Source organism: Pseudomonas helleri (assembly GCF_045830615.1).
In the GTDB taxonomy this organism is placed as follows: domain Bacteria; phylum Pseudomonadota; class Gammaproteobacteria; order Pseudomonadales; family Pseudomonadaceae; genus Aquipseudomonas; species Aquipseudomonas helleri.
This window is the reverse complement of record NZ_CP174501.1, coordinates 2,471,864-2,487,903: the sequence shown is the minus strand read 5'-3', so window position 1 is coordinate 2,487,903 and position 16,040 is coordinate 2,471,864. Positions and strand designations below refer to the sequence as shown.

General features: G+C 59.4%; 13 protein-coding genes. 6 read left to right on the top strand and 7 right to left on the bottom strand.

Annotated features, from left to right (window positions below; genetic code table 11):
* From ACJJU9_RS11155 to ACJJU9_RS11145, 3 genes are read right to left on the bottom strand one after another with little or no spacing between them, the layout of a single operon-like run.
* Complete coding sequence (locus ACJJU9_RS11155; RefSeq protein ID WP_407730738.1) at window positions 1-870, bottom strand: rhomboid family intramembrane serine protease; 870 nt, start codon at window positions 868-870, stop codon at window positions 1-3.
* Complete coding sequence (locus tag ACJJU9_RS11150; protein WP_407730737.1) at window positions 867-1,838, bottom strand: metallophosphoesterase; 972 nt, start codon at window positions 1,836-1,838, stop codon at window positions 867-869. The genes ACJJU9_RS11155 and ACJJU9_RS11150 overlap by 4 nt, the downstream gene beginning before the upstream one ends.
* Window positions 1,838-2,728, bottom strand: a complete 891-nt coding sequence (locus ACJJU9_RS11145) for an NAD(+) kinase (RefSeq protein WP_048370239.1) — start codon at window positions 2,726-2,728, stop codon at window positions 1,838-1,840. Before ACJJU9_RS11145 ends, ACJJU9_RS11150 begins: the two co-directional genes overlap by 1 nt.
* A 99-nt stretch (window positions 2,729-2,827) precedes the next feature.
* On the opposite strand from ACJJU9_RS11145, the gene ACJJU9_RS11140 reads away from it, so the two are divergent.
* Window positions 2,828-3,784, top strand: coding sequence for a DUF1853 family protein (locus tag ACJJU9_RS11140; protein WP_407730736.1), 957 nt, complete (start codon window positions 2,828-2,830; stop codon window positions 3,782-3,784).
* Between the two features lie 92 nt (window positions 3,785-3,876).
* Window positions 3,877-4,422, top strand: coding sequence for a cytochrome b (locus ACJJU9_RS11135; protein WP_407730735.1), 546 nt, complete (start codon window positions 3,877-3,879; stop codon window positions 4,420-4,422).
* A 74-nt stretch (window positions 4,423-4,496) separates the two neighbouring features.
* Here ACJJU9_RS11135 and ACJJU9_RS11130 read toward each other — a convergent pair whose 3' ends face one another.
* Window positions 4,497-5,423, bottom strand: coding sequence for a 1-aminocyclopropane-1-carboxylate deaminase/D-cysteine desulfhydrase (locus tag ACJJU9_RS11130; protein WP_407730734.1), 927 nt, complete (start codon window positions 5,421-5,423; stop codon window positions 4,497-4,499).
* 194 nt (window positions 5,424-5,617) lie between these two features.
* Between ACJJU9_RS11130 and mrdA the strand changes: the two genes are divergently transcribed.
* Window positions 5,618-7,513, top strand: a complete 1,896-nt coding sequence (mrdA, locus tag ACJJU9_RS11125; RefSeq protein ID WP_048370234.1) for a penicillin-binding protein 2 — start codon at window positions 5,618-5,620, stop codon at window positions 7,511-7,513.
* A 99-nt stretch (window positions 7,514-7,612) separates the two neighbouring features.
* Here the strand turns inward: mrdA and ACJJU9_RS11120 are convergent, their stop codons facing one another.
* A complete protein-coding gene (locus tag ACJJU9_RS11120; RefSeq protein WP_407730733.1) occupies window positions 7,613-9,661 on the bottom strand; it encodes a c-type cytochrome in 2,049 nt (682 codons plus the stop codon).
* 267 nt (window positions 9,662-9,928) lie between these two features.
* Here ACJJU9_RS11120 and ACJJU9_RS11115 point away from each other — a divergent pair, with 267 nt between their 5' ends.
* Window positions 9,929-10,924: a GlxA family transcriptional regulator gene (locus tag ACJJU9_RS11115; RefSeq protein ID WP_407730732.1), complete on the top strand. Its 996-nt coding sequence runs from the start codon at window positions 9,929-9,931 to the stop codon at window positions 10,922-10,924.
* Between the two features lie 97 nt (window positions 10,925-11,021).
* Here ACJJU9_RS11115 and ACJJU9_RS11110 read toward each other — a convergent pair whose 3' ends face one another.
* Window positions 11,022-12,362 (bottom strand): MFS transporter, encoded by a 1,341-nt coding sequence (locus ACJJU9_RS11110; protein WP_353231200.1) that lies wholly within the window; start codon window positions 12,360-12,362, stop codon window positions 11,022-11,024.
* A gap of 148 nt (window positions 12,363-12,510) precedes the next feature.
* Window positions 12,511-13,722: a M24 family metallopeptidase gene (locus ACJJU9_RS11105; RefSeq protein WP_153327998.1), complete on the bottom strand. Its 1,212-nt coding sequence runs from the start codon at window positions 13,720-13,722 to the stop codon at window positions 12,511-12,513.
* A 244-nt stretch (window positions 13,723-13,966) separates the two neighbouring features.
* Between ACJJU9_RS11105 and ACJJU9_RS11100 the strand changes: the two genes are divergently transcribed.
* Together ACJJU9_RS11100 and ACJJU9_RS11095 are read left to right on the top strand one after the other, a co-directional pair.
* Entirely contained in the window at window positions 13,967-14,665 is a 699-nt protein-coding gene (locus ACJJU9_RS11100; RefSeq protein ID WP_407730731.1) for a response regulator transcription factor, read from the top strand.
* Window positions 14,665-16,014, top strand: a complete 1,350-nt coding sequence (locus tag ACJJU9_RS11095) for a histidine kinase sensor domain-containing protein (RefSeq protein WP_407730730.1) — start codon at window positions 14,665-14,667, stop codon at window positions 16,012-16,014. Before ACJJU9_RS11100 ends, ACJJU9_RS11095 begins: the two co-directional genes overlap by 1 nt.
* Window positions 16,015-16,040: the final 26 nt, after the last annotated feature.

The following is a 16,040-nucleotide window of genomic DNA, read 5'->3' as shown; positions in this document are numbered from 1 at the left end:
TTAAACCTGTTTGCGGCTGGCCCACAGCCCGCCCAGCAAACCGGTGAGGCAACCAATCAGCAACCCGCCGACGTGGGCTGCGTTGGCGATTTCGCCAAAGCCGATCATCGACACCAGCCCGGACAGGCACAACGCCAACCACACCAGCATCATCACCAGCACGCCTTTGGGCAGGTGATAGACCGGGTTGGGCGCCATCACCTGGTAAATCCACACATGCCCCAACAGGCCGTAGAGCACACCCGACAGCCCGCCGAACAGGCTGGGCCCGCCAAACAGGTATTGGGCAAAGTTGGACACCAGGCTGAACAACAAGCTCAAGCCCACCAGATTAATGCTGCCCTGACGTATTTCAACCCGGCGCCCGAGTTCCCAGAACCACATGCCGTTCATGGCAATGTGCAGGACGCCAAAGTGAATGAACATCGGGGTGATCAAGCGCCACCATTGCCCGGAGGCAAGGCTTTGCGACAAGGGGGTGAATTCTACGTACTGGCCATGAATGTTAAAGCCGACAAAGGTCAATGCACTCAAGGTGGACAGGTTGTCACCCAACTGCGTGACCACCGCCACGATGATGCAGATCAGCAGGATGACAGCAGTGGCCGGGCTGGCCTTCAATTGCTGGGCAAAGCCGGGACGGCCCATCGCCACCGGGCGTTCGGCAATCGGGATCTGGTTATCAGGGTCGCCCAGCGGGAATTGCTCATACAGCCTGCGCACATCGCCAGCAATCTCGGAGGGCGCCCACAACACTTGCTCGCCCGCCTCTTCGCTGACCCGATGGGGCACTTGCATGCGCTTGAGCAACGCCACAAAGCCTGCAAGGTCGACCGAAATCGGTAAACGTAAAACCTCCACCACACTCATTGCACAGCCTCCGGGCGCTCTACATCCACCCATACAAACTTGGCGGGATCGAGCCGGGTTTCTTGATCAAGCCTGTAGGCCACTAATTTTCCGTAAAGCACCGCGCTGTAGTCCAGACAGGCCAGGTTTGGCCGTATCGGCGCGGGTTCACCGCTGCGCCAATAGTGGCCGACAAACAGCATCGGCTCATCGACGGGATAGCGCAGCAAGGTGCCTTTTTCTGTCGAGGACAACGGCTTTTGCGCCACGCGATCAGGCAATGCGTCGGGTTGAAAGACAATATCGCCGTAGGTCTTGGGGTCGTCTTCCCAGAACTTGGTGCGGAAGAACGCCCGTGTCAGACCGTCACCGCCGGTCAAGGTCAGGCCATCCGGCAAGCGCATATCGGTGCCGCGCAGCAGCCGGTTGAAAGCCAGATGAGCAAAACTGTCAGCGTACGCGGCCGCCTGCACAAAAGGCTGATCGATACAGCCGTCAGGGTATTGGGCGCGCAGCGGGGTTATCACGTCAGCGTCCCAACAGGCGTGCACCACCCGGAAACGCCCGGCGTCGACAAACAACGGCATGTCATAAAACCACTGCACAAAGTCGTGCCACTCGCCGGGGTACTGGGCGAACTGCTCAAGGGTTTCGTGGATCAGCCGGGTGTGCCGCGCATTGTGTTCGCGCACATACTCTTTGCCACTGCCCGGCGGGGCCGGTGTGCACCAGCCCAGCGCGTTGAATTCATGGTTGCCCATCAGGCACAGCGCCTGACCGGTCCGAACCATGTCGTAAACGATATGCAGCGACTCGCGAATTCGCGGGCCGCGGTCAATGATGTCACCGAGAAACACTGCCATCCGTTGCGGGTGTCTCCAAATACCGCCGCATCTGCGATAGCCCAGACGGTCCAGCAGGTGCTCAAGGGTATGAGCACAGCCATGCACGTCACCGATCAAATCGTAACTGCGCGCAGGATCGAGCATCAGTCGCTCCTGCCGCCCAGTCGGCTGCCCCAGCCAAGCTTGGTCCGACACACTTCATAGTAGTTGTGGTCCAACGGGTGGATCAGACGCAGCTTTTGTGCCTTTTTGCTGACGGTAATGGTATCGCCCGGCGCGCAGGTGAAATGGTTCTGACCATCGCACGAGACTTGCGGGTAGATCTGCATGTCCTTGGCCACGACGATTTTCAGCTCGCTGTTGCCATCGACCACAATCGGCCGGCTGCTCAGGGTGTGCGGGTACATCGGCACAATCACGATGGCATCCAGCTTGGGATGCATGATCGGGCCGCCTGCCGACATGGCATAAGCGGTAGAGCCGGTGGGCGTGGCGACGATCAGGCCGTCAGCCTTCTGGCTGCAGACGAACTGGCCGTCGATGTGCATTTCGAATTCGATCATCCGCGTCGACTTGCCGGGGTGCAGCACCACGTCATTCAAGGCATCGCCCTGACCAATGGCTTCACCGTGACGGCGGACTTCGGCTTGCAACAGAAAGCGGTTTTCAACTTTAAAGTGGCCATCAAGCACTTCGGCGACTTTGACTTCCAGCTCATCCGGGCGGATATCGGTCAAAAAGCCCAGGCTGCCGCGGTTAATGCCCAGCACCGGGACATTGTGGCGAGCCAGTGCGCGAGCGGCGCCGAGCAAACTGCCATCACCGCCCACCACAATCACCATGTCACAGACTTCGCCGAGCATTTTGCGCGAGGAGGTCTGCAAGCCGTGCCCAGGCAATACCTCGGCAATGGTGTCTTCGAGGATCACGTGCATGTGCCGCTCAAGCAGGAATTTTTTCAGTCGGCGAACCGTATCGAGCACCTGAGAACTGCCCAAACGACCAATAATGCCGATATTACGAAATTGCTCCATGAGGCTCCTGCAAGGTTGTAGGCGTGCGAAAACAGCGATTATGGTCGAAACACGACAATAGGCAAAACCCTTTCAGGCTACGGGAGCTATGCTCGCACAATGATCCTCTTTCCCGACTTGCTCAACCTGCCCCGCCAATTACGTCACCCAGAGGTGCGTGATTTGGCGTGGGTGATCCTCGCCCCGCCGATGCTCAGCCAAACCCCGTGGCCGCAACGCCACCCGTTGGCTGGCAGCGACTGGGTGCAGGCACCGGACCAACTGGAGCACTGGTTGCGAGCGCTGGACCAGCACAGCGAGCCGTTGCAGCAATGGCTGGCGTTGGCCACCACGCGCCGACTGGGGCGTTATTACGAGCGGCTCTGGCAGTTTGCCGTCGAGCATGCGCCAGGGGTTGAGCTGATAGCGGCCAACTTGCCGATCCGCTTGGGCGGCCACACCTTGGGTGAACTCGACCTGTTGCTGCGCGATGGTGACGGGGTTCACCACCTGGAACTGGCGATCAAGCTGTACCTTGGCCCGCAGCAGGCTGATGGCCGCGACCCCGGCAACTGGCTGGGCCCCGGCAGCAATGACCGCCTGGACCGCAAACTCAAACACTTCAGCCAGCACCAACTGCCAATGTCCAACCGCCCTGAAAGCCGGGAGATCCTGGCCGGGCTGGATATTCAGACGTTCACTGCCAGCCTGTGGCTGGGGGGCTACCTGCTGTACCCGTGGCCGGGGCATGCGCTGTCGCCCGCAGGCGCACACCCGCAGCATTTACGGGGGCGCTGGCTGCATCAACGTGATTGGTCCGCCTTTATCCACCAGAGCGCTGAAGGTTGCTGGCAACCCCTGCCCCGCCACGCCTGGCTGGCCCCGGCGCACGCAACACCTGAAGGGTTGTGGAGCAAACAACAGCTCGACGTGTGGCTGGCCGAACTGCACCCGCAGGCGCCGGCACAGCTTATGGTGCGCCTGGTTGAGAACGGCAGCGGCGACTGGGAAGAAGCCGAGCGTCTGTTTTTGGTATCTGACCTGTGGCCCAACGTGCCCGGCAACCCTGAAAACTGACCCACCTCAGCTTTTTCCCTGACAGGCGTATTACAGTGAAGGCACTCCGTCGACCAAGAACGGAGGCTAAACCTGAACCGTGAGGAAACCCCATGTCCTGGAAAAGCACCCCTGAGCGCTACAGTCGTGTCTCCATAGCCCTGCACTGGCTGATGGTGCTGCTGTTTGTACTGATTTACGCATCGATCGAATTTCGCGGCATCTTCCCGAAAGACAGCGACGGTCGCAACCTGATGAAAGACGCCCACTTTATGCTCGGCCTGACGGTTTTTGCGCTGGTCTGGCTGCGGCTGTTGGCACGAACCCTGGGCGTCGCGCCGAAAATCATCCCCACGCCCCCGGCCTGGCAAAGCGCGCTGGCCACGTTGATGCACTGGGCGCTGTACCTGTTCATGATCGCCATGCCGGTGTTGGGTTATTTGATCCTCAGCCACAACGACAAGCCGGTGTTCTTCTATGGCCTCGACATCCCGCCCCTGACCGCGAAAAACGTAGACCTTGCCAAGCAAATCAAAGGCTGGCACGAACTGGGTGCAATCATCGGCTACTGGCTGATCGGCCTGCACGCCCTCGCCGGGCTCGGCCATCACTACCTGATTAAGGACAATACTCTGCTGCGCATGCTGCCGGGACGCTAATTTCACGCCTTAGGGGTGAGCTGTCTTAAAGATCAAAAGATCGCGAGGCAAGCTCGCTCCTACGGGGGCGGTGTTTACGAAGCGAAGGCAAATCCCCGGCGGCCTTGCAAGCCGCCGGTGTGCACGAACACCACACGTTGCCCCCGGCCAATGCGCCCCTGCTCAACCGCCGCTTTGAGCGCCATCAAGGCTTTGCCGGTGTAAAGAGGCTCTAGCGGCAAACCACTGGCCGCTTCGCTGGCCTGGATAAACGCCAGCAAATCTTCATCTACCTTGGCAAAACCGCCGCGACTGGCGTCGATCAATTCAAAATCGCGCCCGATATGCCCCGCTGCCTGCAAAATTGCTTCGATTTGCGGGGCAACACCATGATCGTCCGGCACCGCCAACGCGCCGTACACCTTCTTGTGCTGCCCCGTCTCACCCAACACCAGGCCGGCCAGAGTGGTGCCCGTACCGGCCGCCAGCCACCAGGCGTCGTAATCGTCCCAATCTGGCGCCGCCAGTTGCTCACGCACTTGATGCACCAGGGTCATGCAGCCCCGCGCACCCGGCAGCCCTCCGCCGCCTTCCGGTACCGGCTGCAATCCAGGGTATTGCGCCTGCCAGGGCGCCCAAAAGCCCGGTGCATGCCGCGCACGATAACCGGCAAAGCCCAGCCAATGCAGGTGCATGCCATAGCGTTCAAGGTCCAGCGTGGTCGGGGTCTGTTGCGGATGGCCGCGTAACAGACCGACCGTCGCAAAATCAAAGCGCTTGCCCGCCGCGGCCAACGCATGCAAATGGTTCGAATGAGCCCCGCCCAGGCTGATCAAACCCTGTGCGCCCACGGCGTGCGCGGCTGTCAGGTGCTCGGTGAGTTTGAACCACTTGTTGCCACTGATCAGTGGGTCGATCTGGTCCAGGCGCAAGACCGCCACCTCGACACCGGCCTGTTGCAGCCAATCCAGGTGTAAGCTCTGCAACAGCGCGCGCGGGCGCCAGTCAATCAAAGGCAACATCGCCATCGTTCCCATAAAAGGAAGCGAGTTTACAGCAGCCCGCAGCCACAGCAGACTGTAGGCTTTGGCTGAACAACCGACCAATAAACCGACTTGAATCCCAGCTTCTTGGTAAGGTGTGCGCCGACTTTTGTTGCCCGTTATCGTCCTGCGGGCTGCTGCACTTTTGTTTACTGACATGAGACACCCGGAACATGCCCGAGCCGATCCCTCTTAAAGATCACGACACCGAGAAACGGCTGGTCAATAAAAGACTGATTGCGTGCGCCCTGCTGGTCCTGGCGATCAGTTGCACGCTGATCGGCCGCCTGTATTTTCTGCAAGTCACCGAGTTCGATTACAACTCCACCGTGTCTGAAAACAACCGGGTTCACGTGCTGCCCATCCCGCCGGAACGCGGCCTGATCTATGACCGCAATGGCGTGCTGCTGGCGGATAACCAGCCCAGCTTCAACATGACCATCACCCGTGAACGCGCTGGCGACACCGCCAAGGTGCTGGACAACGTGATGAGCATCCTGCACTTGCCGGAAGAAGACCGCGCGGTATTCACCAAGGCCATGAAGCAGGCCCGCCATCCGTTTGACCCCTCGACCCTGCTGTACGAGCTGACCGAAGAGCAAATCGCCCTGCTGGCGGTCAACCAGTACCGTTTGCCGGGCATTGATGTCGAAGCCCAGTTCGTTCGCCATTACCCGCAGGGCGATCACTTTGCCCATTCGGTGGGCTATGTCGGGCGCATCAACGAGAAAGAAGCCAAGCAACTGGACCCCACCGAGTACCGCGGCACTCAGTCGATTGGCAAAACCGGCATCGAGCGCTTTTACGAGCACGAACTGCACGGCCAGGTGGGTTTTGAAGAAGTCGAGACCAATGCCCAGGGCCGGGTGATGCGCGTGCTGCGCCACCACGACGCAGTGGCGGGCAAAAACATTGTCCTGAGCCTGGATATCCACCTGCAAGAAGCCGCCGAAGAAGCCTTGGGCGATCGTCGCGGCTCCATCATCGCCATCGACCCGAAAACTGGTGAAGTGCTGGCGATGGTCAGCAAGCCCAGCTTCGACCCCAATCTGTTTGTGACCGGCATCAGTTCCAAGGATTACTCGGCCCTGCGTGACTCGGTCGACAAACCCCTGTTCAACCGGGCCTTGCGTGGCCTCTATGCACCGGGCTCGACGATCAAGCCTGAAGTGGCGATTGCCGGCCTGGACAGCGGCGTGATTTCAGCCTCGACGCGGGTCTTCGACCCCGGCTACTTCCAGTTGCCCAATGTTGACCACAAATACCGCAACTGGAACCACAGCGGCGACGGCTGGGTCGACTTGAATGCGGCGATCATGCGCTCCAACGACACCTACTTCTATGATCTGGCGTCCAAGCTGGGCATTGACCGCATGCACGACTACATGTCGATGTTCGGCCTGGGCCAGAAAGTCTCGATGGACATGTTTGAAGAGTCGTCGGGCTTGATGCCGTCCCGCGAATGGAAGCGCAGCACCCGCCGCCAGGCCTGGTTCCCCGGTGAAACAGTGATTCTGGGCATCGGCCAGGGCTACATGCAGGTTACGCCGCTGCAACTGGCGCAAGCCACGGCATTGATTGCCAACAAAGGCGTGTGGAACCGTCCCCACTTGGCCAAGACCATCGACAGCACCCCGCCGGTCGATGAAAACCCGATGCCTAACATCGTGCTGCACGACCCCAAGGAGTGGGAACAGGTTAACCACGCGATGCAATTGGTGATGCATGACCCGCGCGGCATCGCTCGGGCCGCGGCACAGGGCGTGCAATACCGGATCGCCGGTAAAAGTGGTACGGCGCAAGTGGTGGCGATCAAGCAAGGTGAGCGTTACGACCGCTTGAAAACCGCCGAGCGCAACCGTGACAACGCCTTGTTCGTCGGCTTTGCTCCGGCAGAAGACCCGCAAATCGTGATTTCGGTAATGATTGAAAACGGTGAAGCCGGTGGCCGTGTTGCCGGCCCGGTGGTGCGTAAAGTGATGGACGCCTGGTTGCTGGACAACCACGGCGTACTCAAGCCGCAATACGCCAGCCCACAGGAAAAACCCCACACCACCCCGCACGTTTGATATCACGCACTGGCGAATGCCCTGTAGGAGCGAGCTTGCCTCGCGATCTTTTGATCTTTTAAAAGATCGCGAGACAAGCTCGCTCCTTCACGGGTTTACTCAGTAGCGCGCATCCACCGGTTTACCGCCCTTGGGCCAGTCCTTGGCCTTGTCGACGAAGTCTGGCCGGGGTTTGTGCGAGAAGTACTCGGCCACGTCCACCGCGTCCTGATCTGACAAGCCGCCCTGCCCCAACGGGAATTTCTCGTGAAAACCGATCGGCATGTTGCGCTTAACAAAGGCCGCCGCCGTGTAGGTACGCGCCATACCCGCGCCGATATTGAACGACTCATCGCCCCACAACGGCGGGTAAACATAGCTGCCATCCGCATGTTTCAGGCCTTGGCCGTCATCACCGTGGCACACCGCGCATTGCTGCACATACACCACTTTGCCGTTGTCGACATTGGGCTTGATGCCCGGGTCGATCTTGCCGACCCCACGGCCCGCCACTTTATCGCCGGGGGCGGTGTTCATTTTCATCCAGTCGAAATACGCCACCATAGCCTGCATGTCAGGGGACGCGACGGGCAGCGGCTTGCCGTCCATCGAACGGCGGAAACAGCCGTTGATCCGCTCCTCCAGGGTGATTTCCTTGCCCGCACGTGGCGCATAACCCGGAAAGAACGCGGACACACCCACAAACGGCGAGCCATCCGCCACAGTGCCCGCATTCAAGTGGCAACTGGTGCAATTGAGCGCATTGCCGACGTTATCCGGGAGCAAAGCCTTGGTTTGCAGGTGCAGACGCATGCCGCGTATCACTTGATCGGCGTTGGATGCGCTTAACAGATTCGCCAGGCGCGGGGTTTCAAAGGCGCTGGAATCAGTGGTCTGCGGGTCGAGCTGCTTGCGCATTTTGGCCACTTGCGCCGGCTTGATGGCCGCAGCGTCATTGCCCCAACTGCTGCGCACAAAGCTCAGGATTTCAGCGATTTCGGCATCGCTCAGCCTTGCAAAGCCAGGCATGGTGTAGACCCGTGGATGAGCCACCGTTTGCGCGGTTTGCCAGCCGGTCAGGGTGATATGCATCAACGAGGTCGGGTTAGCCGAAAGGATGCTCGGGTTGCCATTCAAAGGCGGGAAGATACCTTTGACCCCACCGCCGTCCGGTCGGTGGCAGTCGGCGCAAAACTGCGTATAACCCAGCCCGCCACGGCTGCTGAACAAGGTATCAGGGGCAAGCGCCGGGGCGTTGGCCACTGCGGGCATCGGCAACTCGTCCTTGCCAGCTGGCAGCGATTTCAAATAGCTGGCAATGGCCGTCAGGTCAGCATCGGTGAAATGCTGGGTGCTGTGGTGAATCACATCGACCATGTTGCCCGCGACCGTGGCGAAGCGGTTTTGCCCGGTCTTGAGCAATTGCACAGTGTCTTGCACCGTCCACAGGTTACGCAGGCTCAACGCTTGCCACTCCTCGACCGTCTCGCCAGCCAGGTAGTGCTTGCCACTGCTGCCGGCATCACTCATGGCTTTTTCCTGGAAAGCCAGCCCGCGTGGCGTATGGCATGAGCCGCAGTGCCCAAGCCCTTGCACCAGATAGGCGCCACGGTTGATCACGTCAGTCCTGGCCGGATCGGGCACAAACGGCCGGGTGTCGAGGAACATCATGTTCCACAACGCCAGGCCCCAGCGCTGATTGAACGGGAAGCTCATTTCAGATTCCAGGTTGGCGTTTTTGACCGGGGTTACGCCCTGCATCAGGTAGGCATACAAGTCCTGCATATCGCCTTCGCTCATCTTCGCGTAAGACGGGTACGGCATGGCCGGGTACAGGTGTTGCCCACTCGGGGTCACGCCTTTGCGCATCACCTCATCAAACTGCTCAAAGCTGTAGTTGCCGATACCTGTGTCGCGGTCAGGGGTGATGTTGGTCGAGTAAATGGTCCCCATCGGGGTTTTCAGCGCCAGACCACCAGACATGGGCGCAGCGCCTTTAGCGGTGTGGCAAGCGATGCAGTCACCCAGTTGGGCAACATACTGGCCGCGCTCGGTCTGCGTGGGTTGGGGGGCGCTGCCAACTGCCGGAGTCGGCTCATTGGCGCAGGCTGCAAAGGTACTCATCAGCGTCAGACCGGCTATGGCCAGACGCGGGAAGGTTAAAACCATGGCGTTATTCCTTTAAGGCGCCGACCTGGGGTGGACCCCTCGGTGCGGACCATTATTTTTATGAACTCCTCATGGGTGGTTGTACCTGATAACAAAATGACATCACTTGACCCGGATCACACCACACGCCGCAACGCACGTTCATCTGCTGGCATAACAAATGCTTGGCTACGCTCCAGCACATTGCAGGTTGTTTAATCGGGACTGCAACGAACTGCGAAAACCCCGACGCTAGACGCGTCCTGGAGCGTAAGAAGGAACCTTGGAATGCCAGCACCTGTTACAGGCTCGTCGATTAATGTGCCCACGGCGAAAACCGTGGGTTTTTTAGTGATACCGAACTTCACCACTATCGGTTTTGCCTCGGCGATTGAGACCCTGCGCATGGCCAATATGGCGGCGCGGCGCGAGTTGTTCCGCTCGGTAATCATCGCCCACAACCTGGACCCGGTGACCGCAAGCAACGGCATGCGCATCCTGCCCGACTACGCCATTGGCGACGCACCAAAACTGGACATATTGCTGGTGGTGGGCTCAAACCCGATCGTGTCTCATCTCAGCAGTCGGCCTTTGCTTAACTGGTTGCGCAAGCTGGCCCACGAAAAAGTCACCCTGGGGGGCATTTGTACCGGCAGTTACTGGCTGGCCCGTGCGGGCTTGCTCAAGGGCTATCGCTGCACCATCCACTGGGAAGACATTGAAACCCTCAAAGACCACTTCCCCGGGATCATCATTTCAAACCAGTTGTTCGAAATGGACCGCGACCGCTTCACCTGCTCCGGCGGCGTCGCGTCCATGGACATGACCTTGCAATTGATCGCCCGTGAACCGGGTGGCCGGGAGATCGCCGCCCACGCTGCCGAACTGCTGTTGTGCGATCGGGCCCGAGGCGCGCAAGAGCAACAGCGCGTGCCTTTGCGGCAAAAGCTGGGGACTTCGCAGCCCAAGCTCAGCCAGGTAGTGGCGATTATGGAAGCCAACCTGGAAGAACCGGTCAGCCTTGAAGACCTGGCCCGGTTCAATGACGTGTCGGTGCGCCAGTTGGAGCGCCTGTTCAACAAACACCTGCAACGCACGCCAAGCCAGTACTACCTGGAACTGCGTCTGGCCCGCGCCCGTACCTTGTTGCTGCGCAGCGAGTCGCAAGTGCGTGACATCGCCCTCGCCTGCGGCTTTGTCTCGGCGGCGCATTTCTCCAAATGCTACAGCCGCCTGTTCGGCGTCTCGCCGGTTGGCGAGCGTAAGCAAGTAGCGTTGCACTGATCCCGCAGACGTAGAAGCGAGTTTGTCTCGCGATCTTTTGAATGTTTAAAAGATCGCGAGGCAAGCTCGCTCCAACAGAAACCCGCGCGTTTTTTTGTTAATCCTGCAATGCCTTGTACGCGGTCTCGCGGCTGGCGAGCATCGCGATCAAGGCCACAGCGGCTGCCGCCAACAAGTACCAGGCCGGGGCCATTTTGTTACCCGTCAGCTGGATCAGCCAGGTCGCGATAAACGGCGCGGTGCCGCCAAACACGGCATTGGCGATGTTAAAGCTGAAGGCAAAACCGCTGAAGCGCACCCGTGTCGGGAAAATCTCGGCCAGGAAACACGGCAAGGTACCGTCGTTCATCGCCAGAATCGCCCCGAAAGCAATCTGAATCATCAAAATCACCACCAGCGACGGGTTACCGAGCATCCCGAACAGCGGAAAGGTCAGCAGCAAAAACAGTACCGATGCCGCCACCAGCATGGTCTTGCGGCCGTAGCGGTCGGACAGTTTGCCCATCAGAAAGATCAAGCCGATATAGGTCGCCAAAGACACGGTAGAAGCGATAAATGAATCGCTTTCACTCATGCCCATTTCTGTCGACAGGTAGGTCGGCATGTAACTGAGCAACAGGTAAAACGCCACGGCATTCAAGCAGGTCACGCCGATCCCGATGACCACTGCACGGCGATGCACCGTGAGCAATTCGCGAATCGGCGCGTGGGTCGCGCATTCCTTGGCCTCAAGGCGTTTTTCCATTTCCAGGAACTTGGGAGAATCCTGCAAGCTGACGCGGATATAACGCCCGACCAGACCAAACGGCGCGGCCAGCAAGAACGGCAAGCGCCAGCCCCAGTCGTGGAGGTTTTCAACGGTCATGAGCGCATGCAGACCCGCGACAAATATCGCACCGAACAACAGCCCGGCGGCGGTGCTCGCCGGGACAATGCTGGTGTAAAAGCCGCGTTTGCCCTGAGGGGCGTACTCGGCCAAAAACGCCGAAGCCCCCGCGTACTCACCGGAGGCCGAAAAGCCCTGCACCAGCCGGATCAACAACAGCAGCGCCGGAGCCCACAGGCCGATGTGGTTGTAACCCGGCAACAAGCCAATGCAAAAGGTCGAGACAGTCATGATCAAAATCGACCAGGCCAAGGCGCTGCGACGCCCGTATTTGTCGCCAAAATGGCCCCATACCAGCCCGCCGATGGGACGCACGATAAACGACAGCGCAAACACCGCGAAGGTTGCCAGCAGACCGGTTGCCGCATCGGTCTGCGGGAAGAACGTCAAGGCGATGATGGTCGCCAGGTAGCCATACGCAGCGTAATCAAACCACTCGACAAAATTGCCCAGAAAACTGGCGGTGGCGGCGCGGCGCAAGGCCTTGCGTTCACTGCTGAGTTCGAGCTGTTGTTCGGCGGTCAAGGAAAGCGTGGACGAGACGGTGGACATGACAAATACCCTCATTGTGTTCTTGTTGGCAGGGGTAATGGGTCAGAAACGCTGCACGTCTGAGGCGCGCATGCGTTGAGCAGGGCTTTGTAGTCGCTGCCGCAGGCTGCGATGGGTTGCGCAGCCTGCGGCAGCGGCTACAGGTGTTTTATTTCTTGATGATGTTGTGCTGCGGGCCATACGGGAAATGGGTGATGTTTTCACCGCCCTGTTCGTTCACGATCAAAATGTCGTGTTCGCGATACCCGCCGGCACCGGGGCGGCCTTCGGGAATCATGATCATCGGCTCAATCGACACCACCATGCCTGGCTCCAGCACCGTGTCGATGTCTTCACGCAGCTCCAGCCCGGCTTCACGCCCGTAGTAGTGGCTCAAGGTGCCAAACGAATGGCCGTAACCAAAGGTGCGATATTGCAGCAAATCGTGTTCCAGAAAGATCTCATTCAACTGCCGGGCAATGTCCGAGCAGCGCATGCCCGGCTTGATCAGCTTGAGCCCGGCCTCATGCACCTTGACGTTCACTTCCCACAGGCGCAGGTGTGCGTCAGAGCAATGATCCAGGAACAACGTACGCTCCAGCGCGGTGTAGTAACCGGCAATCATCGGGAAGCAGTTCAGGCTCAGAATGTCGCCTTTGTTGACCTTACGGGTGGTCACCGGGTTGTGTGCGCCATCGGTGTTGATGCCGGACTGGAACCAGGTCCAGCTGTCCATCAATTCAGAGTCCGGGAAGGTGCGGGCAATTTCCCGGACCATGGCCTGGGTCGCATGCAGCGCTACTTCGTATTCCGGCACCTGATCGGCCAAGGCCTCGACAACCGCCGCGCCGCCGATATCGGCGATACGCGCGCCATGACGAATAATCGCGTGTTCTTCGGCCGATTTGATCATGCGCAGGCGCATGCAGGGGGCGGCGATGTCGACAAACTCTGCTTGCGGGTAACGGCTGGCGAGCTTGTCACGATTGAGCAAATTCATGTGATCGAACTCGATCCCGATGCGCCCGGCCTTGGGCAACGCTTGCTGGATGGCGACAAAGTAGTTGTCGCGCTGCCAGTCGGTGTAAACGATGTTGTCGGTGCCCACGGTCCGGCGCCAGGGCTGGCCGCCATCGATGTTGGCGCTGATGGTTACCACGCGGTCCTGCGTGACCACCAGTGCGTAGTTACGGCCAAACGAGCAGTACAGGAAGTCACTGTAATAGTTGAGGTTGTGGTACGAGGTAAACACCGCTGCATCGATATTGTTCTGCGCCATGTAGGCACGCAGCTTGGCCTGGCGATGGGCGTACTCCTGGGCCGAGAACGTTGGGGTGACTTTTTCGCCGTTCTTGATCTGGATGGTTTTAGGCATTTGCATGTCAGGTACCCTTGTCGGTGATCGCACTTGAAAGCCGCCTGCGGGGCCGGCCGTTGAGGATCATTCGAACAGAAGCAAGACCGGCCTTTTTGTGCGAATCCGACCTGTAGTTGATCAGATCCGCTGTGCATCCACCGGGCTAGACAGATGACAACTCTCATCCTGTCCGTCATAGCAATTGCGCAGCATCGGTATTAATGGGATATTCGCGAATGTGAAATATTCTCATTGATACCCTTCTCCTATGCCTAGCCCCACCCACCTGCTGCTGGTCGAAGACGATTTCCTGCTTCGCCACGACCTCGAACGTCATCTGTTGCAGCGCGGCTTTGCCGTCACCAGTTGCCCGGATGGCATTCAGGGCCTCAACGCCCTGCAACAACGCTCTTTTGATCTGGTGCTGCTGGATATCATGTTGCCCGGCATTGACGGCTTGTCGCTGCTCGAAGCCCTGCGCAGCCAGCAAAATGTGCCGGTGATGCTGATGTCGGCCCTGGGCAATGAACAGGACCGCATCACCGGCTTTACCCGTGGTGCCGATGATTACCTGCCCAAACCCTTTAGCCTGGCCGAACTGGACGCGCGCACCGATGCGCTGCTGCGGCGCATGGCCATGTTCAAGCCAGTTGCGGTTGAGCGTGAGTACGGCTCAATGATCTTTGATGAGAGCGCCCAGGATGTGCTGCACAACGGCGAACTGGCCGGGCTTACCGGCTCGGAGTTCAGGCTGCTGCTCACCTTGCATGAACACGGCGGCGAACCCTTGAGCAAGGCGTTTCTATATCAGCAGGTGTTGCACCGTATCTACACGCGACTGGACCGTGGCCTCGACGTGCACGTGTGCAATGTCCGGCGCAAGCTGGCGGCGATCGGCGCGCAGCATATTCAGATCCAGTCGATACGAGGCCAAGGCTATATTCTGGTCGACACGGAAAAACACTGATGCGCCGTCACCCCTTGCTGTGGAAGCTGGCGCTGATACAAGTCAGTTTTTGTTTGCTGCTGACCTGGATCATCTGGATCTGGGGCCTGTCGACTGAACGCCAGACCTACTTTCTGACGCCTGAAGAGCGCGATTACCTGGCCGAGTATGCCCAGCAGGCCGAAGACATTTGGCAGCAACAGGACCGTGACGCACTGCAGCGCTTTACCCGGCAAGTTGCCGCCAAAGAGAACACCTGGGTCACGGTGCTGGGGCCGCACCTGGAAAGCTTGAGCAACACCCCGCTGACGCCCGAGATTTATCGCCAGCTGACTTTTATGCGCCAACTGCATTGGCCCATGAGCCGACGCCTGCAGGACGAACTGCCCTATGTCAGCATTCCGTTCCCCACGCATCCCGAGCAAGGACAGTTGGTTATCCAGTTGCCCGAGCGCCTGTTGCCCAGCGGCCTTACGCCGTGGACCCATGTGCTCAGTCACGGCGTGATGCCAACCTTGCTCGCCGCACTGCTCGGCCTGCTGCTGTACCGAAACCTGGTGGTGCCGCTCAATCGCTTGCGTGATCGCGCCGATGCCTTGCGCGCAGATGACCTGGACAGCGAAGTGCCTTTGCCGTTGATCAAGCGCCGCGATGAGTTGGGCGAGCTGGCTCAAGCCTTCGAACACATGGCCAGCCGCTTGCGCCAAAGCCTGAATCAGCAGCGTTTGTTGTTGCGTACCCTGAGTCACGAATTGCGCACACCGCTGGCACGTCTGCGCATCGCCCATGACAGCCAGTTACCGGCGCAGCAGTTGCGCCAGCGACTGGACCGCGAAATCGACGACATGCAGCGCTTGCTCGAAGACACCCTTAACCTGGCCTGGATGGACACCGAGCGCACGCAACTGCCCAGCGAGCCAGTGCTGGTGCTGTCGGTGTGGGAAGCCTTGTGCGAAGACGCCTGCTTTGAAAGTGGCTGGTCAGCCGAGCGTTTGCCTTGCCTGTTGGGCACCGAGTGTTATGTGCAAGTGCACCTCGACAGCCTGGCACAGGCCCTGGAAAACCTGTTGCGCAACGCCATTCGCTATTCGCCGCCAGATGGCAACGTCACCCTCAGCGGCTGGCGCGAAGGCGATGCCTGGCATTTGTGCCTGCAAGATCAGGGGCCCGGCGTGGAAGAAGAAGACCTGCCCAACCTGTTTGTGCCGTATCAGCGCCTCAAAGGTTCGATCGGCGAAGGATATGGCCTGGGCCTGGCCATTGCCCAGCGCGCCATCGAGCTGCAACAAGGGCGCCTGTGGGCGACTAACGGCGAGACCGGTTTGTGCATGCACCTGTTGCTGCCTGCCCAGAAGTGTTTAGAAAGTTAATGCGCTTTACTCTCAATTAGCAGTCA